We start from the raw sequence: 22,942 nt of genomic DNA on the forward strand, positions 1-22,942 counted from the left end.
CAACGGCAAAAGATAACAAATTTATTCGTTATCGCGCGCGCTATATTTTACAGCCTTCTTAACAAGAATGGTCATAACATATAAAAACTCACCTCAATGGAATGAATATAATGAGACGACTAATTACATCTATTATTATGCTTTCTGCATTTAACCATCTTGCATATGCAAATAACCTTGACGACTTAACACCCTCACTAAAATCAGAAAGTTTATCTGTAGGAACATCGTTAGGTATTCTGGGCGGGAAATCTACAGAGCGAGTATATGATAACAAAAGCGGTGAAAAAATAAGCCAACTTGATTGGAAAATAAAAAACACTCCTGTTCTTAAAGGGGAAGTAAACTGGGATGCCTGGCAAAGGCTCACACTTAATGCCAGAGGCTGGACCTCTCTAGCCTCACGCGGCAACACAATGGACGACTATGACTGGCTTGACGATAACAAATCTGGCTGGAGCGACTGGTCACATCATTCCAATACCCGTCTCAATTACGCTAATGAATTTGATCTCAGCATCAGGGGTTGGTTATTAAAAACTGACAATTATAAAGTAGCAGCAGTGGCAGGTTATCAACAAACTCGATTTAGCTGGAGTGCATATGGTGGTAACTATAATTACGACAATGGGACTGATATTGGCTCTTTCACAGATGGTAAGCGCACTATTGGTTACCAACAAAAATTTTCGCTACCCTATATCGGCCTTGCAGGTCAATACCTATATCAAGGTATTGAGGTTAATACATTATTGAAATTCAGCGATTGGGTAACTGCGAAAGATAATGATGAGCACTATTCCCGAGATACCACATTCCGTGAAAAAACAACCAGCTCTCATTATTATGCGGCCGCAATCGAAGTCGGATATTATATTACGCCTAATGCAAAAGTCTCCACTGAGTTTGCTTATAACTATTACTCAGAAGGTAAGGGCGGGAGTGAAATGATCAACCGCGCTACAGGCAAAACAAAGTACACAGACGGTGATGCTGCAGGAATTAAAAACGAAAATTACATCATTTCTGCCGGAATCCACTATCGCTTTTAATCAAAAACAAACTGGCCCACTTGTGGGCCAGTTACGCGTTTGAACATTGACTACATTCTTAGTGCCAAATCAGCAACACACACGCCGCAGTCAGCAATCCCATAAAGACGTTAAACACAGTCCAGGCACGGCGACTACGCAGCAGCGTGCCTATCAAGCTACCAAACGCAATCCAGATGATCCCCGCAACAATGTTCACCAGTGCAATACCGATACTGATTAACACCACAGAATGCAGGTACTGAGAACCCGCCAGACTGAAACTTGCGACAGCACCTAACGCCATCAACCAAGCTTTTGGATTAATGACTTGCAGCAAACCACCCTGCCAGAATGGAATTGGCTCAGGAGGTGGGGCATCTGTTTCCAGACGTTCGTAGGCCGCCGTACCAATTTTCCAGGCCAACCACAAAAGGTAAGCACTACCGGCAACTTTCAGAATGAGGTGTAAAGCGGGGTACAATAGAATTAAGCTACCCACACCAAAAGCCACCAATAATAAAATGCACTGCATACCAAGCATGATACCTATCATCAATGGTATGGTGCGCAGGAATCCGTAATTCGCGCCGGATGAAGTGAGTAGCATGTTGTTTGGGCCTGGTGTGATAGCAGCAACCCAGAGAAAGCCTAGCATTGAGAAAAAAAGCGTTTCCATGAAATGGGTGTTCCACACCCGGTAAAGTTGATTAGCAAACTAAATGAAACTAACAGTGTGATATGGCCACGACAAGTCCCGCAGCATTGAATTTTAATCACGAAGACGATGAACAGTTTCGTCCTTTAAAAGGTGTGAGTAATCCACACCTGCAAACCATGCTTCCGCGTTTGATTCGCCGTCGCCTCAATTTCAAACCTCACTGGCAGCGTCTGGACATGCCGGATGGGGATTTTGTTGATCTTGCCTGGAGCGAGGACCCGCGCCTGGCAATGCATAAACCACGGTTAGTCGTTTTTCATGGACTAGAAGGTAGCCTGCACAGCCCATACGCTCACGGTTTAATTGAGGCCGCCAGCAAGCAAGGCTGGTTAGGCGTGGTAATGCATTTCCGTGGTTGCAGCGGTGTTCCTAATCGCATGAAGCGTATCTACCATTCGGGTGAAACAGAAGATGGCAGCTTCTTTTTAAACTGGCTATCCGAGCGTTATGGCAAAGTACCAACAGCGGCGGTCGGGTTTTCACTTGGTGGCAATATGCTCGCCTGCCTGATGGCAAAACAGGGTGCCGATTGTACGCTTCAGGCCGGTGTAGTGGTTTCAGCCCCCCTGATGCTGGAGCATTGCAGCAAGCATATCGAAAAAGGCTTCTCCCGTGTTTATCAGCACTATCTTTTGAATCTGCTGAAGAAAAATGCCGCGCGTAAGTTAAGAAGTTATCCGGGCACACTCCCGGTAGATATGCGTCAGCTAAAAGGAATGCGTCGTCTGCGCGAATTTGACGATTTGATTACCTCAAAGATTCACGGCTTTGCTGACGCTATCGATTACTACCGCCAGTGCAGCGCTATGCCGCTGCTGCCACAAATCAAAACACCGACGCTCATCATCCACGCAAAAGATGACCCATTTATGGATCACCATGTGATCCCTGATAAAGCTATCTTACCTGCCAATATTGAATATCAACTGACACGCTACGGCGGGCACGTTGGATTTGTTGGCGGTACGCTGCGCCGCCCTGAAATGTGGCTTGAGCAACGAATCCCCCAGTGGCTGTCTAAATTTTTGGACCAGTAATATGATGATTCCCTGGCAAGATCTGCCTCCCGAAACGCTTGATAATCTGATTGAATCCTTTGTATTACGCGAAGGCACAGATTATGGTGAACAAGAGCGTTCACTGGAGCAGAAAGTGGCCGACGTTAAGCGCCAACTGCAAAGTGGTGAGGCTGTACTGGTATGGTCGGAACTCCATGAAACGGTAAATATTATGGCTCGTGGGCAGTTTCGCGGCTAAGCGTTTAACTTCTATACTGCATAATAAAACCACCCTCACCCAGCTATCTCCCTGAGAGTGAGGGCCAGCCCTTACTTACACACACTTGCTATCACCCATGGAGTTGTTGCCTTATGTCAGCCAAACATCCGGTTATTGCCGTTACAGGTTCCAGCGGCGCGGGAACGACAACCACCAGCCTTGCTTTCCGTAAAATCTTCCAGCAACTCAATTTACGTGCAGCGGAAGTTGAAGGTGACAGTTTCCATCGTTTCACTCGTCCTGAAATGGATATGGCTATTCGTAAAGCACGCGACCTTGGGCGCCATATCAGCTATTTCGGCCCGGAAGCCAATGACTTTGGTTTACTTGAGCAAACTTTCATTGAGTACGGGAGAACCGGGCAAGGTAAGTCACGCAAGTATCTACATACTTACGATGAAGCAGTACCCTGGAACCAAATCCCCGGAACCTTTACGCCATGGCAGCCACTACCAGAACCCACTGATGTTTTGTTTTATGAAGGTTTGCACGGCGGTGTGGTCACGCCACAGCATGATGTAGCCAAAGCCGTGGATTTACTGGTTGGTGTGGTACCGATTGTGAACCTGGAGTGGATACAAAAACTGGTGCGAGATACCAGCGAGCGCGGGCATTCCCGTGAAGCGGTAATGGATTCTGTGGTTCGTTCTATGGATGACTATATCAATTACATCACGCCGCAATTCTCTCGCACCCACATCAACTTCCAGCGCGTCCCAACTGTTGATACGTCGAACCCATTTGCGGCTCGCGGCATCCCGTCACTGGATGAAAGTTTTGTGGTGATTCATTTTCGCGGGCTGGATGACATCGATTTCCCGTATTTACTCGCCATGCTACAAGGCTCATTTATTTCGCATATCAATACATTGGTGGTGCCGGGCGGCAAGATGGGGCTGGCGATGGAATTGATTATGACACCGTTAGTGAAACGGTTGGCGGAAGGGCGAAATATTAATCAGGGCGATTGATCACCGCCCTTGTCATGACTTATGCCCGTTAGCATTCGATTTGCTGGTGGGCGGCACTCACAACCCCCTGCTGCTCGAAGGATAACGGATAAATTAGCCTTCAATCACTTCATAGCTATGAGTAACATTGACAGCTTTTTCAAGCATCAGTGCAACAGAGCAGTACTTCTCAGCAGAGAGATCTACTGCGCGGGAAACTGCAGCATCTTTTAACTCTTTGCCTGTCACGATGAAATGCAGATTGATATGTGTAAACAAACGCGGAGCCTCTTCACGGCGCTCAGAGGTCAGTTTCACTTCACAGTCGGTCACGGTGTAGCGGCCTTTTTGCAAAATAGAAACTACGTCAATTGCACTGCAACCGCCAACGGACATCAGCACCATTTCCATTGGGCTTGGTGCTTTATCACCAGAATTGCCATCCATAAGAATCTGGTGCCCTGAAGCGGATTCACCCAGGAAGGTAAACCCTTCAACCCATTTCACTCGTGCCTGCATGCTACTTACTCCTGTAGATAAATTACCGTTCAGAGTACGCAGATTCAGCAAATCTGGCAACGGAAGGCGACATGCGTCAAGCTGAAACGATACAACAGGAGACACTTGTCAAAAGCTATGCTAAAACAATCCAGATGCTACATCGATACATTGACGTAATGCATGTATGCAGAGGACATCACTAATTACAGGCAGCAAGAATGACTTGCATGCCATCTCCCCAAGGTGGGGAATATTCTAATTACTTGCAACGCCAGACAGGATGTTTAGCGTCCTGTCGTTGGTAGCCAGTTATAAAACAGAGGATAACCGCGCATGGTGCTTGGCAAACCGCAAACAGACCCGACTCTCGAATGGTTCTTGTCCCATTGCCACATTCATAAGTATCCATCGAAGAGCACACTCATTCACCAAGGTGAGAAGGCAGAGACGCTGTATTACATCGTCAAGGGCTCTGTGGCTGTTCTGATTAAAGATGAAGAGGGCAAGGAAATGATCCTCTCCTATCTAAATCAGGGCGATTTCATTGGTGAGTTAGGGCTGTTCGAAGAAGGTCAGGAGCGTAGTGCCTGGGTTCGTGCTAAAAGTGCCTGTGAAGTGGCTGAAATTTCATATAAAAAATTCCGCCAGCTAATCCAGGTCAACCCAGACATTCTGATGCGCCTTTCTTCGCAGATGGCACGCCGTCTGCAAGTCACTTCTGAGAAAGTAGGCAACCTGGCATTCCTGGACGTTACCGGTCGTATCGCGCAGACACTGCTGAACCTTGCTAAACAACCTGATGCAATGACCCACCCGGACGGTATGCAGATTAAAATTACCCGTCAGGAAATCGGTCAGATCGTGGGTTGCTCTCGCGAAACTGTTGGTCGCATCTTGAAAATGCTGGAAGATCAAAATCTGATCTCCGCTCACGGTAAAACGATCGTCGTATACGGCACTCGTTAATCTCCGTCTAAAAAAATGGCGTGTTACTTCAATAACACGCCATTTTTGTCTCAAAAAAACCAAATCTGAAACCCGTTTAGGCAGCAAGTGAGTTCATCCCGATGAGCTTACTCAAGTAAGTGATTCGGGTGAATGAATGCAGCTAACGCCGCTGCAGCTTTAAGTAAGAAGGGTTTATGTGGCGAAGAGTTATCTACCATCCCGAGGTGAATTACGCACTGCGACAAACGCTGGTGCTGTGCCTCCCTGTGGCGGTAGGTTTACTCGTTGGCGATCTCCAGTCTGGCCTGCTTTTCTCGTTAGTTCCTGCCTGCTGCAATATTGCGGGCCTTGACACTCCCCATAAGCGCTTCTTCAAACGTTTGATTATTGGCGGCAGCCTTTTTGCCATCAGTAGCTTGATCATGCAGTTGCTACTTTTGTATACCAGTGTGCCACTGCCTATCATTCTTGTTGTGATGGCACTTTTACTGGGTGTCACGGCAGAAATCAGCTCACTTCACGCGCGTCTACTTCCCGCTTCACTGATTGCCGCTATTTTTACGCTCAGCATGGCCGGGAATATGCCAATCTGGAAGCCGATGCTACTTTATGTCTCCGGTACGATTTGGTACGGCGTATTTAACTGGTTTTGGTTCTGGATGTGGCGCGAGCAGCCATTACGCGAATCATTGAGCCTGCTCTATCGGCAGTTAGCAGATTACTGTGAAGCAAAATACGGCATGCTGACTCAACATACCGATCCGGAAAAAGCGCTGCCTCCGCTACTGGCTCGTCAGCAAAAAGCAGTAGATCTCATTACTCAATGCTACCAACAGCTTCATATGCTGGCGGCGAATCAGCATAACGGCTACAAGCGCTTGCTGCGTGCTTTTCAGGTGGCTTTAGATTTACAGGAACACATCTCGGTAAGCCTTCACCAGCCTGCGGAAGTGCAAAAACTCGTCGAGAAAAGCCATGCAGAAGCGGTTATTCGCTGGAATGCCCAGACAATCGCGGCGCGGCTACGTGTACTGGCTGACGATATTCTTTATCATCGTTATCCACAGCGTTTTACGATGGAAAAACAGATCGATGCCCTTGAGAAAATCGCCCGACAGAATCCAGATAACCCGGTAGGGCAATTTTGTCATTACCACTTCAGCCGTGTCGCTCGCGTGCTACGCACTCAACGCCCACTCTATGTCCGTGATTTAATGGAAGACCGGCAGCGCCGTTTGCCGCTGTGGGCGGCATTAAAAAGCTATTTATCATTGAAGTCAGCGGCGCTTCGCAACGCAGCAAGATTGGGTGTGATGCTCACGATAGCCAGTCTGTTAGGTGCATTTTTACATCTGCCCAAGCCCTACTGGATTTTAATGACGGTGATGTTCGTGACACAAAACGGCTACGGTGCCACACGTGTTCGAATTCTCCACCGTTCGGCTGGCACCATCGCAGGCCTTGCCATCGCAGGTATTGCGCTGCACTTCCACTTCCCGCAAAGCATTGCCCTGGGCGCGATGTTGGTCATTACGCTGGTGAGCTATTTGTTTATTCGCAAAAGCTACGGCTGGGCGACGATAGGCTTTACGGTGACAGCCGTTTATACCCTGCAATTGATAACATTAAGTGCCGAGCAGTACATCGTCCCTCGCCTGATAGATACCTTGCTAGGCTGTTTGATAGCCTTTGGCGGTATGGTGTGGCTATGGCCACAATGGCAGAGTGGCTTGTTGCGCCAGAACGCGCACGATGCGCTGGAAAGGGATCAAAGTGCCATTCGCCTGATTCTAAGTAATGACCCCGAACCAACGCCGCTGGCTTATGAACGCATGAAGGTCAACCAGGCACATAACGCTCTGTTTAACTCCCTGAATCAAGCAATGCAGGAGCCTGGGTTTAATTCGCATTATCTGGCGGATATGAAACTGTGGGTGACACACAGCCAATTTATTGTCGAACATATTAACGCAATGACGACTTTGGCTCGCGAGCACAATATGTTGACGCCAGACCTTGCCCAGCGTTATTTGCAGTCATGTGAAATTGCTCTGCAACGATGCCAGCAGCGTCTTCAATATGATGAGCCAGGAGAAACCAATGACGCGAATATTCTGGACCCGCTTGAAGGGCTTCCAAACGGGCCGCTAAGTACGATGGAGCAACATTTGCAGCGGATACTGGGACATCTGAGCACCATGCATACCATATCTTCAGTTGCATGGCGCCAACGGCCACATCATGGTATCTGGCTGAGCCGCCTACGACGGTCCAGCTAAGTATTACGCCTTAATTATCTTCGCGACAGCTTTAGCGAAACGCTTCATGCCATCTTCAATATCGATATCTTCAACAATCAACGCAGGTGCAAAACGCATTACGTCAGGCCCCGCATTGAGTACCATCACGCCCTCTTCCGCTGCTGCGTAAAGGAACTCACGTGCGCGACCTTTGTATTGCGGTTTCAACTCAGCACCGATCAATAGGCCCATCCCGCGGATATCGCTGAACAGATCAAACTGCTCATCGATCTTCTGTAAATGAGCGACGAACTGTTCCCGTTTTGCCGTTACGCCACTCAGTACCTCAGGCGTGTTAATGATATCAAACGCCGCGCCTGCAACTGCACATGCCAGCGGGTTGCCGCCGTAAGTTGAACCGTGTGTACCGACGTGAAACGCCGAGGCAATTTCCTGCGTCGTCAGCATCACACTCACCGGGAAACCGCCGCCGAGCGCTTTAGCGCTGGTCAGAATATCTGGAGTCACACCATAGTACATATAGGCAAACAGCTCGCCGATACGTCCCATGCCGCACTGCACTTCATCAAATACCAACAAAGCTTTGTGCTCATCACATAGTTCGCGCAAACCTTGCAAGAATTCTGGCGTTGCCGCCGTAACACCGCCTTCACCTTGAATCGGCTCAACCACCACCGCGCAGGTATGGTCGTCCATTACGGCTTTTACCGCATGCAAATCGTTAAATGGCACATGAATGATGTCAGCAGGTTTTGGACCAAAACCATCAGAATACTTAGGCTGCCCGCCAACTGAAACAGTAAACAAAGAACGGCCATGGAAGGCGTTATGGAATGCGATAATCTTGGTTTTATACGGGCTATGACGGGTAGAAGCGTAGTAGCGGGCCAGTTTAAAGGCTGTTTCATTTGCTTCGGTGCCAGAGTTCATAAACAGCACGCGTTCAGCAAAAGTTGCGTCAATCAGCTTACGGCCCAGGCGTAGAGCGGGTTCGTTGGTGAAAACATTGCTGGTATGCCACAGTGTTTCACCCTGGCTTTTTAAGGCTTCCACTAACGCCGGGTGGCAGTGGCCTAACGCCGTAACCGCGATGCCGCCCGCGAAATCAACATACTCTTTCCCTTGCTGATCCCATACGCGACTGCCTTTGCCTTTTACCGGGATAAACTCCGCAGGTGCATAAATCGGCAGAATCACTTCGTCGAAAGTTGCGCGGGTAATTGCTGATTGTTCAGTTGCCATTAATTGCCTATCCCCTTTTTACGCATAACGCTTCATGAAAGATATTTGAAAATATAATCATGAAATATGCATAAAAAATCATTATCTGGCAATAAAAAATCAACGATTAAGGAAATTAGCTAACAGTTGGTGCCCCTGCTCACTAAGAATACTTTCCGGGTGGAATTGCACACCCTCCAGGTCAAAATCACGGTGACGGATGCCCATAATCTCTTGTTTGTCCGTCCACGCGGTCAATTCAAAGCAATCCGGCAGCGATAGCGGGTCGATGACCAAAGAGTGGTAACGCGTGACAGTAAGGGGGTTGTTCAAACCAGTGAACACACCAGAATTGTTATGCATGATGGCCGATGTTTTACCATGCATCACTTTTTGCGCCCGAACAATAGTTGCACCAAATGCTTGTGCAATAGCCTGGTGGCCAAGGCACACACCCAGAATCGGTAATTTCCCGGCAAAATGTTGAATCGCCGCAAGGGAAATACCCGCTTCATCAGGAGTGCAAGGGCCAGGGGATATGACCAGTTTTTCTGGTTCCAGGGCAGTGATATCAGAAAGGGTCAGCTCATCGTTACGTTTCACCACCACTTCTGCGCCTAATTCACAAAAGTACTGATAAAGGTTCCAGGTAAATGAGTCGTAATTGTCGATAAGCAGTAGCATCGCGGCTCCGGGGTAAAAAAGAACCGCGCTATTCTATTCGCTTTCGCGCGCTTCACTCACGACTTTAGTAAAAATCTCGCAAAGCGGGTTTAAATCCCCCAGCGCGCCAGCCTGATTCGCCGTTTGCCATTCGTCCGGATCAACATCGCTCCAGTCCAGCACATACCCGGCATGAATCGCCAGTTGCTCGAAGAACACACGCTGCGCTCGTCCACTGCCGACAAAGAACGGATGAAGGACGTTAATTTCACAATAATAATGTGCCAGGCGCTTAACGAACTCATCTCTGCCAAGTCCAACCAGATACTGCTCGTCTTCCATTTCCTGCATCAAATCGTTGCCTTCATTTTCGATGTACTCGAAATGACAGAAACGTGTCTCCCCTTTGGAAATATCCACATCACGTAGCTCACCCGCCCAGTCGAAAACATCCTGAAAAAGCTGCTGGTGGATGGCACAAAGCCAGGGTAATCCGCGATGCAGCGGGCCAAGTTCAATGGTCTCCACGCGCTGCGCGATTGTCTCGTCTTGCGCATGAGGTTCAAGAATATCCAGCCGACTACTGGCCTGAAATGAACGGCTACGCAGTTGCTGCCAAAGGCGGGACTTTTGTTTGTCGGTCAGTTTCTTTGTCATGATGCCTCCCTAACATGACCCATAGTTGCCACAAGTATAAGCAGCAATCGGTAGACGTGCAGGAAGGTGAGAATGTGCGGGTACAGAATACCCGCACAGGAATTTTTTACGGCAGGACTTTCGCGGAGAGGATAACTACAGGTTTTGACGGCACATTTTGATAAGGACCGACGTCATGAGTTTGTACCTGAGAGATCTTATCGGCAACTTCCATCCCTTTCACAACTTTACCAAATACCGCATAACCGAAGTCACGCTGGCCGTGATCGAGGAAGGCATTATCTGCCACGTTGATAAAGAACTGGCTGGTTGCGCTGTCTTTATCTGCGGTACGCGCCATAGAAATGGTGCCACGAGTATTGCGCAAGCCATTATCAGCTTCATTTTTGATCGGTGGATTTGGCTGCTTCTGATTCATATCTTCAGTGAAGCCGCCGCCCTGGAGCATAAAGCCTGGGATCACGCGATGGAAAATAGTGTTGTTGTAGAAGCCACTGTTGACGTAATCCACGAAGTTTTTCGCAGAGATAGGGGCTTTTTGGCTATTTAACTCAAGCTCAATTTCACCCGCTGACGTGGTCAGCAGGACATGTGGGTCGCCTTTAGCAGCGAGCGCCGCAGGAGAGAGAGCGGTTAGAGCAAACACAGTTGCTACAGCCGCCAGAGTCGATTTGAGCATGAATAATTCCTTACGAATGCAGTGAATGAGGCAAGTTGCTAGATTGTAAAGACGCTCTCAAGTATGCGCCAGCCATTTACGGTTTTTTACTTTCACACAAATCAATAAGTTAAATGAATCAATAATCAAATAACGCGATTAATTGTGACAACGGTCACCTTAAATTCAAGTCGTTGCAGCAAATGACTTATAAATTGTATGAATGAGTCACGTTTTTGACTAAAATCCATTCTTCTCGAGTGCTGTCAAAGCACTTTACATTTCTATTCACAGGCTTGTCATGACTAACAGCAACCGCATTAAGCTCACATGGATCAGCTTCTTCTCCTACGCCCTCACTGGTGCGTTGGTGATCGTCACCGGGATGGTGATGGGCAATATCGCCGAATACTTCCACGTCCCCGTTTCCAGCATGAGTAATACTTTTACTTTCCTGAACGCGGGTATTTTGATTTCTATCTTCCTGAATGCCTGGTTAATGGAAATCGTACCGCTCAAAACACAGCTTCGTTTTGGCTTCATTCTGATGGTGCTGGCGGTTGCCGGGCTTGTCTTTGGCGATAACCTGACTATTTTCTCGGTCGCGATGTTTGTACTTGGCCTGGTCAGTGGTATCACAATGTCGATTGGTACGTTCCTGATTACCCACATGTATGAAGGCCGTCAGCGTGGTTCACGCCTGCTGTTTACCGACTCCTTCTTCAGCATGGCAGGGATGATCTTCCCAATGGTGGCCGCGATTCTGCTGGCTCGCAGCATCAACTGGTATTGGGTTTATGTCTGCATCGGTCTGGTTTATGTCGCCATCTTCATACTGACTATCGGTTGTGACTTCCCTGCATTAGGTAAACACGCACAGCAACCTGAAAAAGTAGTCGAGAAAGAGAAATGGGGTGTAGGTGTGCTGTTCCTGTCCATCGCAGCACTGTGCTATATCCTCGGCCAATTGGGCTTTATCTCCTGGGTACCGGAATACGCTAAAAGCCTGGGCATGAATCTGAATGATGCCGGCCAACTGGTCAGCGATTTCTGGATGTCGTACATGTTCGGAATGTGGGCGTTCAGCTTTATTCTGCGTTTCTTCGATCTACAACGTATTCTGACTGTTCTGGCAGGTGTCGCTACCGTTCTGATGTACCTATTTAACAAAAGCGAGCCGGCACACCTGGCATGGTTTATTTTGGCGCTTGGCTTCTTCTCCAGCGCAATTTATACCTCTGTCATCACCCTGGGTTCATTGCAGACCAAAGTCGCCTCGCCAAAACTGGTTAACTTCGTACTGACCTGCGGTACCATCGGCACCATGCTAACCTTCGTTGTAACAGGCCCAATTGTGGCTCATAGCGGCCCGCACGCGGCGCTACAAACCTCAAACGCCCTGTACGCAGTAGTGTTTATCATGTGCCTGATTTTGGGTCTGGTAACGAAACATCGCCAACATAATGTAGCGACTGCGCACTAACGGTAGACGTCGGATGTCGCTTCGCTAATTCGACCTACGAAAAGCGAATGGCGGGTGTTTTCACCCGCCAAATTTTATCTCCTCCGCTTCATCCAACATCACCCAGGTTTGCGACAATTGCGTAGTCGCAATGACTTTCCCTGCTCGCACTGACCAACGCACCGGCACCTGCCTGCGCACCGCATCAAAGCCATTTTCAGCCGGAAGGATAATCAGGTTCGCCGTATTTCCCTCGGCAATACCGTATTCCTGTACGCCAAACGTACGGGCGCTGTTATCGGTAATCAGTTTTAGACCTTCATCAATTTGCTGGTAACCCATCATCTGACAAACATGCAGCCCCATATGCAGTACCTGCAACATATTGGCGGTACCCAGCGGGTACCACGGGTCGAACACATCATCATGTCCAAAGCAGACGTTAATTCCCGCCTCAAGTAACTCTTTCACGCGCGTGATACCACGGCGTTTTGGATAATCATCAAAACGCCCTTGTAGATGAATATTCACCAACGGATTGGCGACAAAGTTAATCCCGGACATTTTCAACAGGCGGAACAAGCGCGAAGTATAAGCGCCATTGTAAGAGTGCATCGCGGTGGTATGGCTAGCGGTGACACGCGGCCCAATACCGTCTCTCAACGCCAGAGCAGCAACGGTTTCGACAAACCGCGATTGCTCATCATCGATTTCATCGCAGTGAATATCTAACGGACTATTGTATTTTTTCGCCAACGCAAAAGCTTTATGCAGCGATTCAACGCCGTATTCTCGGGTAAATTCAAAATGCGGAATTGCGCCGACGACATCCGCCCCCAGACGTAAGGCTTCTTCAAGCAGCGCTTCACCATTGGGATACGACAGAATCCCTTCTTGTGGGAATGCGACAATTTGCACTTCAATCCATGGAGCCGCTTCTTGCTTCACTTCCAGCATCGCTTTTAGCGCGGTCAATGTCGGGTCTGAAACATCAACGTGCGTGCGCACATACTGAATACCGTTGGCGATTTGCCATTTCAGTGTCTGCCAGGCTCGCTGTTTCACATCTTCATGCGTGAGAAGCGCTTTGCGTTCAGCCCAACGTTCGATGCCTTCAAATAAGGTTCCTGACTGGTTCCAGTTCGGTTGCCCGGCAGTCTGGGTGGTATCAAGGTGAATATGAGGCTCAATAAATGGTGGGATAGCAAGGCCGCCTCGCCCATCAAGCACCTGCTGGCTTTCAGTTGGGGTTTCACTCATTGGTTTAATGGTGGTGATACGCTCATTTTCGATGGCTATTTGCCACAAGCCTTCACGCCCGACCAGACGCACATTTTGAATTAACGCCAAATTACTCATACCCACTCCTTGTTAATTAACCGCCCCTAATTCATAGCACACAAGGCAAAATGGAAGCATTTATTGTCTTCCCGCGAATAGCTAAACATTTCCTCAACTTATAAAAACCCACTAAAATCAGCAGCATACTCATTAAGAGGTATATAAAGGTGTATTTGATTTGTATCAATAATCGCCATTGCTGAATCGTTAAGGTAGGCGGTAATAGAAAAGAAATTGAGGCAATTATGAGCAAAGTCAAAATCGCAATCATCGGTAATGGCATGGTCGGCCATCGCTTTATCGAGGACTTACTTGATAAAGCCCAGCCAGGCGAATTCGACATTACCGTTTTCTGTGAAGAGCCGCGCAAAGCCTACGATCGCGTGCACCTGTCTTCCTATTTTTCCCATCATACAGCAGAAGAGTTATCCCTGGTTCGTGACGGCTTTTACGAGAAACACGGTGTAAAAGTGCTGGTCGGCGAACGCGCCATCACCATTAACCGCCAGGAAAAAGTGATCCACTCGAATACCGGTCGTACGGTGTATTACGACAAATTGGTCATGGCGACTGGTTCTTATCCGTGGATCCCACCGATTAAAGGTTCTGAAACACAAGACTGTTTCGTCTACCGCACTATCGAAGATTTGAACGCTATCGAAGCATGTGCCCGCCGCAGCAAGCGTGGTGCCGTGGTCGGTGGTGGCCTGCTTGGCCTTGAAGCAGCAGGCGCGCTGAAAAACCTCGGCGTAGAAACACACGTTATCGAATTCGCACCAATGCTGATGGCCGAACAACTCGACCGCATGGGCGGCGAGCAGTTACGCAATAAAATCGAAAGCATGGGCGTGCGCGTTCATACCAGCAAAAACACCCAGGAAATCGTACAAGCCGGTAACGAAGCACGTAAGACCATGCGTTTTGCCGACGGCAGCGAACTGGAAGTGGACTTCATCGTCTTCTCCACCGGTATCCGCCCACGCGATAAACTGGCCACCCAGTGCGGCCTGGCGACAGCACAGCGCGGCGGCATAGTGGTTAACGACACTTGCCAGACGTCTGATCCAGACATCTACGCCATCGGCGAATGTGCCAGTTGGAATAACCGCACCTTCGGCCTGGTAGCACCTGGCTATAAAATGGCGCAAGTTACCGCTGACCATTTGTTAGGTACTGAAAATGCCTTCGAAGGCGCAGACATGAGCGCCAAGTTAAAACTGCTCGGCGTGGACGTTGGCGGGATTGGTGATGCACACGGTCGCACGCCAAATTGCCGCAGCTATGTTTACCTCGACGAAAGCAAAGAGGTTTATAAGCGCCTGATTGTCAGCGCCGACAACAAAACGTTACTCGGTGCGGTTCTGGTAGGTGACACTAGCGATTACGGCAACCTGCTGCAACTTGTGCTCAATAACATCGAACTGCCGGAAAACCCTGACGCGCTGATTCTGCCTGCACACGCAAGCTCCGGTAAGCCAGCCATTGGTGTTGATAAACTCCCGGACAGCGCGCAAATCTGTTCCTGTTTCGATGTCACCAAAGGTCATCTGGTTAAAGCTATCAACAACGGTTGCCATACCGTTGCCGCACTGAAAGCGGAAACCAAAGCAGGTACCGGTTGTGGTGGCTGTATTCCATTGATCACTCAGGTATTGAATGCTGAGTTGAGCAAGCAAGGTATCGAAGTTAACCATAACCTGTGTGAACACTTCGCATTTTCACGCCAGGAGTTGTACCACCTGATCCGCGTTGAAGGAATTAAATCCTTCGACGAGCTGCTGCAAAAATACGGCAAAGGTTACGGCTGCGAAGTCTGTAAACCGACCGTCGGTTCTTTGCTGGCTTCTTGCTGGAACGATTATGTGCTTGCACCGCAGCACACACCGCTTCAGGACACCAACGACAACTTCCTGGGCAACATCCAGAAAGACGGAACTTACTCAGTCATTCCACGTTCTGCGGGCGGAGAAATTACCCCGGAAGGATTGATGGAAGTGGGCCGTATTGCGCGCGAATTCAATCTCTACACCAAAATCACCGGTTCCCAGCGTATCGGCCTGTTTGGTGCACAGAAAGACGACTTGCCAGAGATCTGGCGTCAACTGATTGAAGCCGGTTTTGAAACAGGCCACGCATATGCGAAAGCACTGCGTATGGCCAAAACCTGCGTCGGCAGCACCTGGTGCCGCTACGGCGTTGGCGATAGCGTTGGTTTCGGCGTTGAGCTGGAAAACCGCTACAAAGGGATTCGTACTCCGCACAAAATGAAGTTTGGTGTCTCCGGCTGTACTCGTGAATGTGCGGAAGCACAGGGTAAAGACGTCGGGATTATCGCAACCGAAAAAGGCTGGAACCTGTACGTATGCGGTAACGGCGGTATGAAACCACGTCACGCGGATTTGCTGGCCGCTGACTTAGACCGTGAAACGCTGATCAAGTACCTCGACCGTTTCATGATGTTCTACATCCGCACCGCCGACAAACTGACCCGTACCGCTCCATGGCTCGACAACCTGGAAGGCGGCATTGAGTATCTGAAAAAAGTCATCATCGAAGACAAACTGGGCCTGAACGCTCAACTTGAAGCCGAGCTCGAGCGCCTGCGCGACAAAGTGGTTTGCGAATGGACTGAGACAGTCAACACGCCAGAAGCTCAGGTTCGCTTCAAACACTTTATCAACAGTCCTGTGCGCGACCCGAACGTACAAATCGTGCCTGAACGTGAACAACATCGCCCAGCGACACCGTACGAGCGTATCCCGGTCACCCTGGTAGAAGAAGTGGAGGAAAATGTATGAGCCAGTGGACTACTGTTTGCCCGTTAACCGACATCTTGCCTGCTACCGGTGTTTGTGCCCTGGTAGGTAATGAGCAAATTGCAATTTTCCGCCCACGTAATGACGACCAGGTTTTCGCCATCAGCAACATTGACCCGTTCTTCGAAGCGAGCGTGTTGTCTCGTGGCATTATCGCCGAACACCAGGGCGAGCTTTGGGTCGCCAGCCCGTTGAAAAAGCAGCGTTTCAGACTGCGTGACGGGCTGTGTATGGAAGATGAGAGCCGCTCAATTGCGCACTACCCAGCGCGCGTTCAGGACGGCCAGGTTCAGATTAAAGCATAAGACTTTATAGAACCCTCACTCCGGCCCTCTCCTCAGGAGAGGGAGAAAGTCAAAAAGGCTTCTCCGGATAATCCTCTCCCTCAGGGAGAGGATTAGGGTGAGGGTAACTTTCCAAATTTTTCAATTTTTACTTTTCTTTCAATTTGTTGGGATAACAAAAAAATGTTCACCGATACCATTAATAAATGTGCGGCGAATGCCGCTCGCATTGCCCGATTGTCACAAAACAACCCTCTCGGTTTCTGGATCAGCTCTGCAATGGCTGGTGCATACGTAGGCCTTGGGATCATTCTAATATTCACCCTCGGTAACCTGGTTGAGCCATCTTTGCGCCCACTAGTGATGGGAGCGACCTTCGGTATCGCTTTGACACTGGTTATCATCGCTGGCTCTGAATTATTCACCGGCCACACGATGTTCCTGACTTTTGGTGTTAAAGCCGGCACGATTTCCCAGGGCCAAATGTGGGGCATTTTGCCGCAAACCTGGCTGGGTAACCTGATTGGCTCCGTGTTTGTTGCCCTGCTGTACAAATGGGGCGGCGGTAGCCTGTTACCGTTGGACACAAGCCTGGTTCACACTGCGGCGCTGGCAAAAACAACCGCTCCAGCAATGGTGTTGTTCTTTAAAGGTGCGTTGTGTAACTGGCTGGTTTGCCTGGCAATCTGGATGGCTGTCCGTACTGAAGGTGCTGCGAAATTCATTGCTATCTGGTGGTGCCTGTTGGCCTTTATCGCTTCCGGTTACGAGCACTCCATCGCCAACATGACGCTGTTTGCACTCTCCTGGTTTGGTCATCATAGCGATGCATACACTATGGCGGGAATCGGTCACAATCTGCTGTGGGTAACGCTTGGGAATACCCTTTCCGGCGTAGTATTCATGGGTCTGGGTTATTGGTATGCTACTCCGAAAGCCGAGCGTCCCCAGCCTGCGCAAGCCGCCGCGCCGGAGACTGCCCGCAACTAATTTCTTTTGAGGATTGAACGTGGATCACCTGCCTATATTTTGTCAATTGCAAGGTCGTGCCTGCCTACTCGTCGGCGGTGGCGATGTTGCAGAACGTAAAGCGCGTTTGTTGATGGAGGCAGGTGCACAAGTCACTGTAAATGCCCTGGACTTCTCCCCGCAATTTCATGTGTGGGCAGAACAGGGCATGATTACCCTGGTTCAGGGTGAGTTCGACGCCTCACTGCTTGATATTTGTTGGCTAGCTATCGCCGCGACAGACAACGATGTAGTCAACCAGCAAGTCAGCGATGAGGCTGAATCCCGGCGTATTTTCTGTAATGTCGTAGATGCCCCAAAACAAGCCAGCTTTATCATGCCGTCGATTATCGACCGCTCACCGCTGATGGTAGCTGTATCGTCCGGCGGTACCTCCCCGGTTCTTGCTCGCCTGCTACGTGAAAAACTCGAAGCCATTCTGCCGCTGCATTTGGGGAATATCGCCTCTTACGCCGGTGCGTTGCGTGGCCGGGTAAAAGCGAATTTCAAAACCATGGGTGAGCGCCGCCGCTTCTGGGAAAAGTTCTTCACTAATGACCGCCTGGCACAATATCTGGCAAACGAAGATCAGCAAGCCATCAACAAAGAAATTGAGTCCATGTTCGCCACACCACTCGATCATCGTGGCGAAGTTGTGTTGGTAGGCGCAGGCCCGGGAGATGCGGGGCTGTTGACACTCAAGGGGCTACAACAAATCCAGCAGGCCGATGTGGTGGTTTATGACCGACTGGTTTCCGACGACATCATGGACTTGGTGCGCCGTGATGCCGACCGCATATTCGTTGGCAAACGCGCAGGTTATCACTGCGTCCCGCAAGAAGAAATTAACCAGATCCTGCTGCGTGAAGCACAGAGCGGTAAACGTGTGGTGCGCCTGAAAGGTGGCGATCCGTTTATCTTTGGACGCGGCGGCGAGGAGTTAGAAACGCTGTGCGATGGGGGCATTCCGTTCTCCGTCGTACCAGGAATTACTGCGGCATCGGGCTGCTCAGCTTATTCCGGTATTCCGCTAACTCACAGAGATTATGCGCAGAGTGTGCGTCTCATTACCGGGCACCTCAAAACAGGTGGTGAGTTGGACTGGGAAAACCTGGCTGCAGAAAAACAGACACTGGTCTTCTATATGGGATTAAACCAGGCTCCTGCTATCCAGGAGAAACTGATTGAATACGGTATGTCTGCGGAAATGCCAGTCGCGCTAGTTGAAAACGGCACCGCGGTTAAACAACGCGTGGTCAGCGGAATATTAAGTGAGCTAGGTGAATTATCGACACAGGTTGAAAGCCCGGCATTAATTATTGTCGGCCGAGTCGTTGCATTGCGCGAGAAGTTGAACTGGTTCTCGAATCATTAATTTTAATTTAAGATAACAAAAAGGCTTGCCCGAGTATTCTGGCAAGCCTTTTTGTTATAAGTATTTAATTATTTTAATAATTATCATAAGCAACATTTATTTCATGCAATGGCGTGTCTGATTCCGGACTTAGTAATGCTATGAGTAAACCCTATAATTAAACACCTTTTTGAAAGGTTCGTTACATCCAAATAATTAATGATAGGGAATATCAATGAACAAGCTCGTAAAAGCTGCTTCCGCACTGGCTGTCCTTGCTCTGCTGTCAGGTTGCACAGGCCATATTGAAAATAAAGATAAATCTTGTGGTTATGATTATTTACTGCACCCAGCAATTTCTATTTCTAAAATTATTGGTGGCTGCGGCCCAGCATCTCCACAATAATTTTTCAGAAGCAAATATAAAAAAACCGCTCAAATATAAGAGCGGTTTTTTATTATTGGACAGCTGCGATATTCTCACTATTAAGAGAGTATGTGAGCCATAAATCATTAAGGCTGAGCGACAAACCCAATCACTTCATAAACTTTCTTCAGTGTAACGCTGGCATGTGAACGCGCTTTTTCGGCACCTTCTTTCATCACTTTCTGCAGATAAGCTTCATCGTTACGGAAGGCGTGATAACGCTCCTGCAATTCAGTCAACATACCAGATACGGCTTCAGCAACTTCACCTTTCAGATGGCCATACATTTTGCCTTCGAACTGCTGCTCAAGTTCAGGGATTGGCTTACCACTAACAGCAGAAAGAATATCCAACATATTGGAAACACCTGCTTTATTCACCGGGTCGTAACGCACAACAGGTGGCTCATCAGAGTCAGTGACCGCACGTTTGATTTTCTTCACGACCGATTTCGGGTCTTCCAACAGGCCGATAACGTTATTACGGTTATCATCTGATTTAGACATTTTCTTGGTCGGCTCAAGCAGAGACATTACACGCGCGCCTGATTTAGGAATAAACGGCTCAGGCACTTTAAACACATCGCCATACAGAGCATTGAAACGTGCTGCAATATCACGGCTCAATTCCAGGTGTTGTTTCTGATCGTCACCGACCGGCACCAGATTGGTCTGGTACAGTAAAATATCTGCAGCCATCAATACCGGGTAGTCAAACAGACCAGCATTGATGTTCTCAGAATAACGAGAAGACTTGTCTTTAAACTGCGTCATACGGCTCAGCTCACCAAAATAGGTGTAGCAGTTCAGAGCCCAGCCCAACTGCGCATGTTCTGGCACGTGAGACTGTACAAAGATGGTGCTTTTAGCAGGGTCGATACCACAAGCCAGGTACAGCGCTAACGTGTCGAGTGTCCGGCTACGCAATTGCGTTGCATCCTGACGCGCAGTAATCGCATGCAGGTCAACGATGCAGTAAATGCAGTGGTAATCATCTTGCATGTTGACCCACTGACGCAGCGCACCCATGTAGTTACCAATGGTCAATTCACCTGATGGCTGTGCGCCACTAAAGACGATGGGCTTACTCATGTTCTTATTCCTGATGTTCTTTGTTAGAGAGCCCTAATGCGGGCAATAAATCGTTGAAATGGTCAAACACGTAATCGGGTTTGCTCAACTCGATGGACTCACCATAGTTATAACCGTAAGTCAGGCCAATGGAACAGCAACCAGCCGCCTGAGCCGCGAGAATATCGTTGCGGGAGTCACCAACAAAAAGCAGTTCTTCCGCGCTAAGATTCAACTCTTCCATCACTTTATGCAGCGCTTCGGGATGTGGTTTTTTGTTTTCCACATCATCGCCACCAATAATGACTTTGAAGTATTGCGCAATGCCCAATCTTTCCAGCATCGGTAATACAAACGGTGTCGGCTTGTTAGTTACCAGTCCCATCGGCAAGCCTTTTTCGGCCAACACAGCTAACGTATTAGCGACCTCCGGGAACAGGAAGCTGCCCTCTTCTGCTGTTTGCGCATAGTAGGTGTCAAACAGTTTACGAGCGATGCTGCATCGGTCAGCTTCAGGCTCTTCACCTTTCAGCGCCCAGGTCAATGCGCGCTTAACCAGCACATCAGCACCGTTGCCGATCCACTTTTCAACTTTGTCTTCACCTGCGGTCGGCAACTCCAGCGCATAAAGCGCCTGATCCATTGCCTGTGTCAGCCCCAATGCGGTGTCGACCAGTGTACCGTCTAAATCAAAGGCGATACCGCGAATTTTACTTAACTTATCCATGACTTACCTTTGCTAACTCACTACGCATACGATCAATAACGGCTTTATAATCTGGCTGATTGAAAATCGCCGAACCGGCAACAAACATGTCAGCACCTGCCGCAGCAATTTCAGCAATATTGTCCACTTTCACTCCACCATCCACTTCCAGGCGAATGTCATAGCCAGAAGCATCAATGCGCTCACGTACCTGGCGCAGTTTTTCCAGCGTATGTGGAATAAATGATTGGCCGCCAAAACCCGGGTTAACAGACATCAGCAAAATCACATCAAGTTTATCCATGACGTGATCCAGCCAACTCAACGATGTTGCTGGGTTAAGCACCAGGCCTGCTTTGCAGCCGTGCTCTTTGATCAGTTGCAGGGAACGGTCAACATGCTCTGACGCTTCGGGATGGAAGGTAATTATGTTGGCACCAGCAGCGGCGAAATCCGGAATAATGCGGTCAACAGGCTTCACCATCAGATGCACATCAACAGGGGCAGTAATACCGTAATCTCGCAGCGCTTTTAACACCATCGGGCCAATGGTGAGGTTAGGAACGTAATGGTTATCCATCACATCGAAATGGACGACATCCGCACCTGCAGCCAGCACCGCGGCCGTGTCTTCACCCAGACGGGCAAAATCGGCTGAGAGGATTGAGGGGGCAATCAAAAACTGTTTCATCCGCTTCTCCAATAGCAAATCAAAAAAGACCGCGGACGAAACGTCTCAGGCACTGACTTTATACAGCGCCAGCAGTTCGTCCACCTTGTTACGTGTTCCACCATTCCGGCTAATGCTACGACGCACTTGCACGACATGCAGTTTTGCCTGGTGATACCACAACCGGGTGAGTTCCGTATCATGGTTAGAAATCAGCACCGGGATGCGATTTCCTTGCAAATTTTCGGCTAACTGCGCGAGATGTTGCTGCTGCACAGCATTAAAGCTATCGGTGTGATACGCCGTAAAATTAGCCGTTGCAGACAAAGGTGCGTAGGGAGGATCGCAATAAACAACAGATCCCGCACTGACATTTGCCATGCTGACATCGTATGACTGACACAAGAATATGGCGTTTTGTGCTCGTTCGGCAAAATGATACAACTCTTCTTCAGGGAAGTAGGGTTTGATGTAACGGCCAAACGGGACATTGAATTCACCACGTAGGTTATAACGACAAAGGCCGTTGTAACAATGGCGGTTCAGATATAAAAACAGCAATGCACGACGAAACTCATCTTTGCATTGGTTAAATTCGGTACGATTGAGATAAAACGCCTGCTCATCGTTTTGCTCAGCAGTAAAGAGTTTACGGGACTCCTGAACGTACTCATCCGCGCGGGTTTTGACGATGTTATAGAGGTTAATCAGATCGCTATTAATATCTGCGAGGATATAACGAGAGTAATCAGTATTCAGAAAGACTGAGCCGGCACCAACAAACGGCTCAATCAGACAATCACCTTTCGGCAGATACTTTTTAATGTCTTCGAGCAGGGGGTATTTACCCCCTGCCCATTTCAGAAAAGCGCGATTTTTTTTCATGCTGCCTAACTATTTACACCTTTTCCTGCT

General features: G+C 48.9%; 23 protein-coding genes. 12 read left to right on the forward strand and 11 right to left on the reverse strand.

Annotated elements, in window-relative coordinates:
• Window positions 1-110 precede the first annotated feature (110 nt).
• On the forward strand, window positions 111-1,052 hold the full coding sequence (locus IX31_RS15935; protein WP_034460217.1) for an omptin family outer membrane protease: 942 nt from the start codon (window positions 111-113) through the stop codon (window positions 1,050-1,052).
• A 58-nt stretch (window positions 1,053-1,110) separates the two neighbouring features.
• Here IX31_RS15935 and IX31_RS15940 read toward each other — a convergent pair whose 3' ends face one another.
• Window positions 1,111-1,710 (reverse strand): LysE family translocator, encoded by a 600-nt coding sequence (locus IX31_RS15940; RefSeq protein ID WP_034460220.1) that lies wholly within the window; start codon window positions 1,708-1,710, stop codon window positions 1,111-1,113.
• A gap of 62 nt (window positions 1,711-1,772) precedes the next feature.
• Here IX31_RS15940 and IX31_RS15945 point away from each other — a divergent pair, with 62 nt between their 5' ends.
• The 3 genes from IX31_RS15945 to IX31_RS15955 all read left to right on the forward strand — a co-directional run bounded on the left by IX31_RS15945 (window position 1,773) and on the right by IX31_RS15955 (window position 4,001).
• Window positions 1,773-2,789, forward strand: coding sequence for a hydrolase (locus IX31_RS15945; protein ID WP_034460222.1), 1,017 nt, complete (start codon window positions 1,773-1,775; stop codon window positions 2,787-2,789).
• A gap of 1 nt (window position 2,790) precedes the next feature.
• A complete protein-coding gene (locus IX31_RS15950; RefSeq protein WP_034460225.1) occupies window positions 2,791-3,009 on the forward strand; it encodes a YheU family protein in 219 nt (72 codons plus the stop codon).
• Window positions 3,010-3,122: 113 nt separating this feature from the next.
• Entirely contained in the window at window positions 3,123-4,001 is an 879-nt protein-coding gene (locus tag IX31_RS15955) for a phosphoribulokinase (RefSeq protein WP_034460227.1), read from the forward strand.
• Window positions 4,002-4,094: 93 nt separating this feature from the next.
• On the opposite strand, the gene IX31_RS15960 is transcribed toward IX31_RS15955, so the two are convergent.
• Window positions 4,095-4,499: an OsmC family protein gene (locus IX31_RS15960; RefSeq protein ID WP_034460229.1), complete on the reverse strand. Its 405-nt coding sequence runs from the start codon at window positions 4,497-4,499 to the stop codon at window positions 4,095-4,097.
• A 315-nt stretch (window positions 4,500-4,814) separates the two neighbouring features.
• On the opposite strand from IX31_RS15960, the gene crp reads away from it, so the two are divergent.
• Together crp and IX31_RS15970 are read left to right on the forward strand one after the other, a co-directional pair.
• A complete protein-coding gene (crp, locus tag IX31_RS15965) occupies window positions 4,815-5,447 on the forward strand; it encodes a cAMP-activated global transcriptional regulator CRP (RefSeq protein ID WP_003852956.1) in 633 nt (210 codons plus the stop codon).
• 176 nt (window positions 5,448-5,623) lie between these two features.
• Window positions 5,624-7,708 carry a YccS/YhfK family putative transporter gene (locus IX31_RS15970; RefSeq protein WP_034460232.1) on the forward strand — a complete coding sequence of 695 codons (2,085 nt, stop codon included), beginning with the start codon at window positions 5,624-5,626 and terminating at the stop codon, window positions 7,706-7,708.
• A gap of 3 nt (window positions 7,709-7,711) precedes the next feature.
• Here IX31_RS15970 and argD read toward each other — a convergent pair whose 3' ends face one another.
• From argD to ppiA, 4 genes are all read right to left on the reverse strand, one after another.
• Window positions 7,712-8,932, reverse strand: coding sequence for a bifunctional acetylornithine/succinyldiaminopimelate transaminase (gene argD / locus IX31_RS15975; protein WP_034460236.1), 1,221 nt, complete (start codon window positions 8,930-8,932; stop codon window positions 7,712-7,714).
• A gap of 99 nt (window positions 8,933-9,031) precedes the next feature.
• Window positions 9,032-9,595: an aminodeoxychorismate synthase component 2 gene (gene pabA, locus IX31_RS15980; RefSeq protein ID WP_034460238.1), complete on the reverse strand. Its 564-nt coding sequence runs from the start codon at window positions 9,593-9,595 to the stop codon at window positions 9,032-9,034.
• Between the two features lie 33 nt (window positions 9,596-9,628).
• Window positions 9,629-10,231, reverse strand: coding sequence for a putative adenosine monophosphate-protein transferase Fic (locus IX31_RS15985; protein WP_034460240.1), 603 nt, complete (start codon window positions 10,229-10,231; stop codon window positions 9,629-9,631).
• Window positions 10,232-10,337: 106 nt separating this feature from the next.
• Window positions 10,338-10,910, reverse strand: coding sequence for a peptidylprolyl isomerase A (ppiA, locus tag IX31_RS15990; protein ID WP_034460242.1), 573 nt, complete (start codon window positions 10,908-10,910; stop codon window positions 10,338-10,340).
• A gap of 280 nt (window positions 10,911-11,190) precedes the next feature.
• On the opposite strand from ppiA, the gene tsgA reads away from it, so the two are divergent.
• Complete coding sequence (tsgA, locus tag IX31_RS15995; protein WP_034460244.1) at window positions 11,191-12,372, forward strand: MFS transporter TsgA; 1,182 nt, start codon at window positions 11,191-11,193, stop codon at window positions 12,370-12,372.
• Between the two features lie 60 nt (window positions 12,373-12,432).
• Here the strand turns inward: tsgA and IX31_RS16000 are convergent, their stop codons facing one another.
• Complete coding sequence (locus tag IX31_RS16000) at window positions 12,433-13,710, reverse strand: cytosine deaminase (protein ID WP_034460247.1); 1,278 nt, start codon at window positions 13,708-13,710, stop codon at window positions 12,433-12,435.
• A 227-nt stretch (window positions 13,711-13,937) separates the two neighbouring features.
• Between IX31_RS16000 and nirB the strand changes: the two genes are divergently transcribed.
• The 5 genes from nirB (at window position 13,938) to IX31_RS22490 (ending at window position 19,560) form a co-directional block, all read left to right on the forward strand.
• Complete coding sequence (nirB, locus tag IX31_RS16005) at window positions 13,938-16,490, forward strand: nitrite reductase large subunit NirB (protein WP_034460250.1); 2,553 nt, start codon at window positions 13,938-13,940, stop codon at window positions 16,488-16,490.
• On the forward strand, window positions 16,487-16,813 hold the full coding sequence (gene nirD, locus IX31_RS16010; protein WP_034460253.1) for a nitrite reductase small subunit NirD: 327 nt from the start codon (window positions 16,487-16,489) through the stop codon (window positions 16,811-16,813). Before nirB ends, nirD begins: the two co-directional genes overlap by 4 nt.
• 162 nt (window positions 16,814-16,975) lie before the next feature.
• Entirely contained in the window at window positions 16,976-17,782 is an 807-nt protein-coding gene (gene nirC, locus IX31_RS16015) for a nitrite transporter NirC (RefSeq protein ID WP_034460256.1), read from the forward strand.
• Window positions 17,783-17,801: 19 nt separating this feature from the next.
• The gene (gene cysG / locus IX31_RS16020; protein ID WP_034460259.1) at window positions 17,802-19,175 is read left to right on the forward strand and encodes a siroheme synthase CysG; all 1,374 of its coding nucleotides are present in this window, start codon (window positions 17,802-17,804) and stop codon (window positions 19,173-19,175) included.
• A gap of 214 nt (window positions 19,176-19,389) precedes the next feature.
• Window positions 19,390-19,560 (forward strand): DUF4223 family protein, encoded by a 171-nt coding sequence (locus IX31_RS22490; RefSeq protein WP_034460262.1) that lies wholly within the window; start codon window positions 19,390-19,392, stop codon window positions 19,558-19,560.
• Window positions 19,561-19,667: 107 nt separating this feature from the next.
• Here IX31_RS22490 and trpS read toward each other — a convergent pair whose 3' ends face one another.
• The 4 genes from trpS to dam are packed head-to-tail and all read right to left on the reverse strand — an operon-like array spanning window position 19,668 to window position 22,912.
• Complete coding sequence (trpS, locus tag IX31_RS16030; protein WP_034460265.1) at window positions 19,668-20,672, reverse strand: tryptophan--tRNA ligase; 1,005 nt, start codon at window positions 20,670-20,672, stop codon at window positions 19,668-19,670.
• 4 nt (window positions 20,673-20,676) lie between these two features.
• Entirely contained in the window at window positions 20,677-21,378 is a 702-nt protein-coding gene (locus IX31_RS16035; RefSeq protein ID WP_034460268.1) for a phosphoglycolate phosphatase, read from the reverse strand.
• Window positions 21,371-22,048, reverse strand: coding sequence for a ribulose-phosphate 3-epimerase (rpe, locus tag IX31_RS16040; protein ID WP_034460270.1), 678 nt, complete (start codon window positions 22,046-22,048; stop codon window positions 21,371-21,373). Before rpe ends, IX31_RS16035 begins: the two co-directional genes overlap by 8 nt.
• A gap of 45 nt (window positions 22,049-22,093) precedes the next feature.
• Window positions 22,094-22,912, reverse strand: a complete 819-nt coding sequence (gene dam / locus IX31_RS16045) for an adenine-specific DNA-methyltransferase (protein WP_034460273.1) — start codon at window positions 22,910-22,912, stop codon at window positions 22,094-22,096.
• Window positions 22,913-22,942: the final 30 nt, after the last annotated feature.

The sequence above is a fragment of the Buttiauxella noackiae genome (assembly GCF_000737905.1).
In the GTDB taxonomy this organism is placed as follows: Bacteria; Pseudomonadota; Gammaproteobacteria; order Enterobacterales; family Enterobacteriaceae; genus Buttiauxella; species Buttiauxella noackiae.

Coding starts and splice junctions, on each gene's coding strand:
- IX31_RS15935 (WP_034460217.1), top strand. CDS start 111: ATGAGACGACTAATTACATCTATTATTATGCTTTCTGCATTTAACCAT.
- IX31_RS15940 (WP_034460220.1), bottom strand. CDS start 1,710: ATGGAAACGCTTTTTTTCTCAATGCTAGGCTTTCTCTGGGTTGCTGCT.
- IX31_RS15945 (WP_034460222.1), top strand. CDS start 1,773: ATGGCCACGACAAGTCCCGCAGCATTGAATTTTAATCACGAAGACGAT.
- IX31_RS15950 (WP_034460225.1), top strand. CDS start 2,791: ATGATGATTCCCTGGCAAGATCTGCCTCCCGAAACGCTTGATAATCTG.
- IX31_RS15955 (WP_034460227.1), top strand. CDS start 3,123: ATGTCAGCCAAACATCCGGTTATTGCCGTTACAGGTTCCAGCGGCGCG.
- IX31_RS15960 (WP_034460229.1), bottom strand. CDS start 4,499: ATGCAGGCACGAGTGAAATGGGTTGAAGGGTTTACCTTCCTGGGTGAA.
- crp (WP_003852956.1), top strand. CDS start 4,815: ATGGTGCTTGGCAAACCGCAAACAGACCCGACTCTCGAATGGTTCTTG.
- IX31_RS15970 (WP_034460232.1), top strand. CDS start 5,624: ATGTGGCGAAGAGTTATCTACCATCCCGAGGTGAATTACGCACTGCGA.
- argD (WP_034460236.1), bottom strand. CDS start 8,932: ATGGCAACTGAACAATCAGCAATTACCCGCGCAACTTTCGACGAAGTG.
- pabA (WP_034460238.1), bottom strand. CDS start 9,595: ATGCTACTGCTTATCGACAATTACGACTCATTTACCTGGAACCTTTAT.
- IX31_RS15985 (WP_034460240.1), bottom strand. CDS start 10,231: ATGACAAAGAAACTGACCGACAAACAAAAGTCCCGCCTTTGGCAGCAA.
- ppiA (WP_034460242.1), bottom strand. CDS start 10,910: ATGCTCAAATCGACTCTGGCGGCTGTAGCAACTGTGTTTGCTCTAACC.
- tsgA (WP_034460244.1), top strand. CDS start 11,191: ATGACTAACAGCAACCGCATTAAGCTCACATGGATCAGCTTCTTCTCC.
- IX31_RS16000 (WP_034460247.1), bottom strand. CDS start 13,710: ATGAGTAATTTGGCGTTAATTCAAAATGTGCGTCTGGTCGGGCGTGAA.
- nirB (WP_034460250.1), top strand. CDS start 13,938: ATGAGCAAAGTCAAAATCGCAATCATCGGTAATGGCATGGTCGGCCAT.
- nirD (WP_034460253.1), top strand. CDS start 16,487: ATGAGCCAGTGGACTACTGTTTGCCCGTTAACCGACATCTTGCCTGCT.
- nirC (WP_034460256.1), top strand. CDS start 16,976: ATGTTCACCGATACCATTAATAAATGTGCGGCGAATGCCGCTCGCATT.
- IX31_RS22490 (WP_034460262.1), top strand. CDS start 19,390: ATGAACAAGCTCGTAAAAGCTGCTTCCGCACTGGCTGTCCTTGCTCTG.
- trpS (WP_034460265.1), bottom strand. CDS start 20,672: ATGAGTAAGCCCATCGTCTTTAGTGGCGCACAGCCATCAGGTGAATTG.
- IX31_RS16035 (WP_034460268.1), bottom strand. CDS start 21,378: ATGGATAAGTTAAGTAAAATTCGCGGTATCGCCTTTGATTTAGACGGT.
- rpe (WP_034460270.1), bottom strand. CDS start 22,048: ATGAAACAGTTTTTGATTGCCCCCTCAATCCTCTCAGCCGATTTTGCC.
- dam (WP_034460273.1), bottom strand. CDS start 22,912: ATGAAAAAAAATCGCGCTTTTCTGAAATGGGCAGGGGGTAAATACCCC.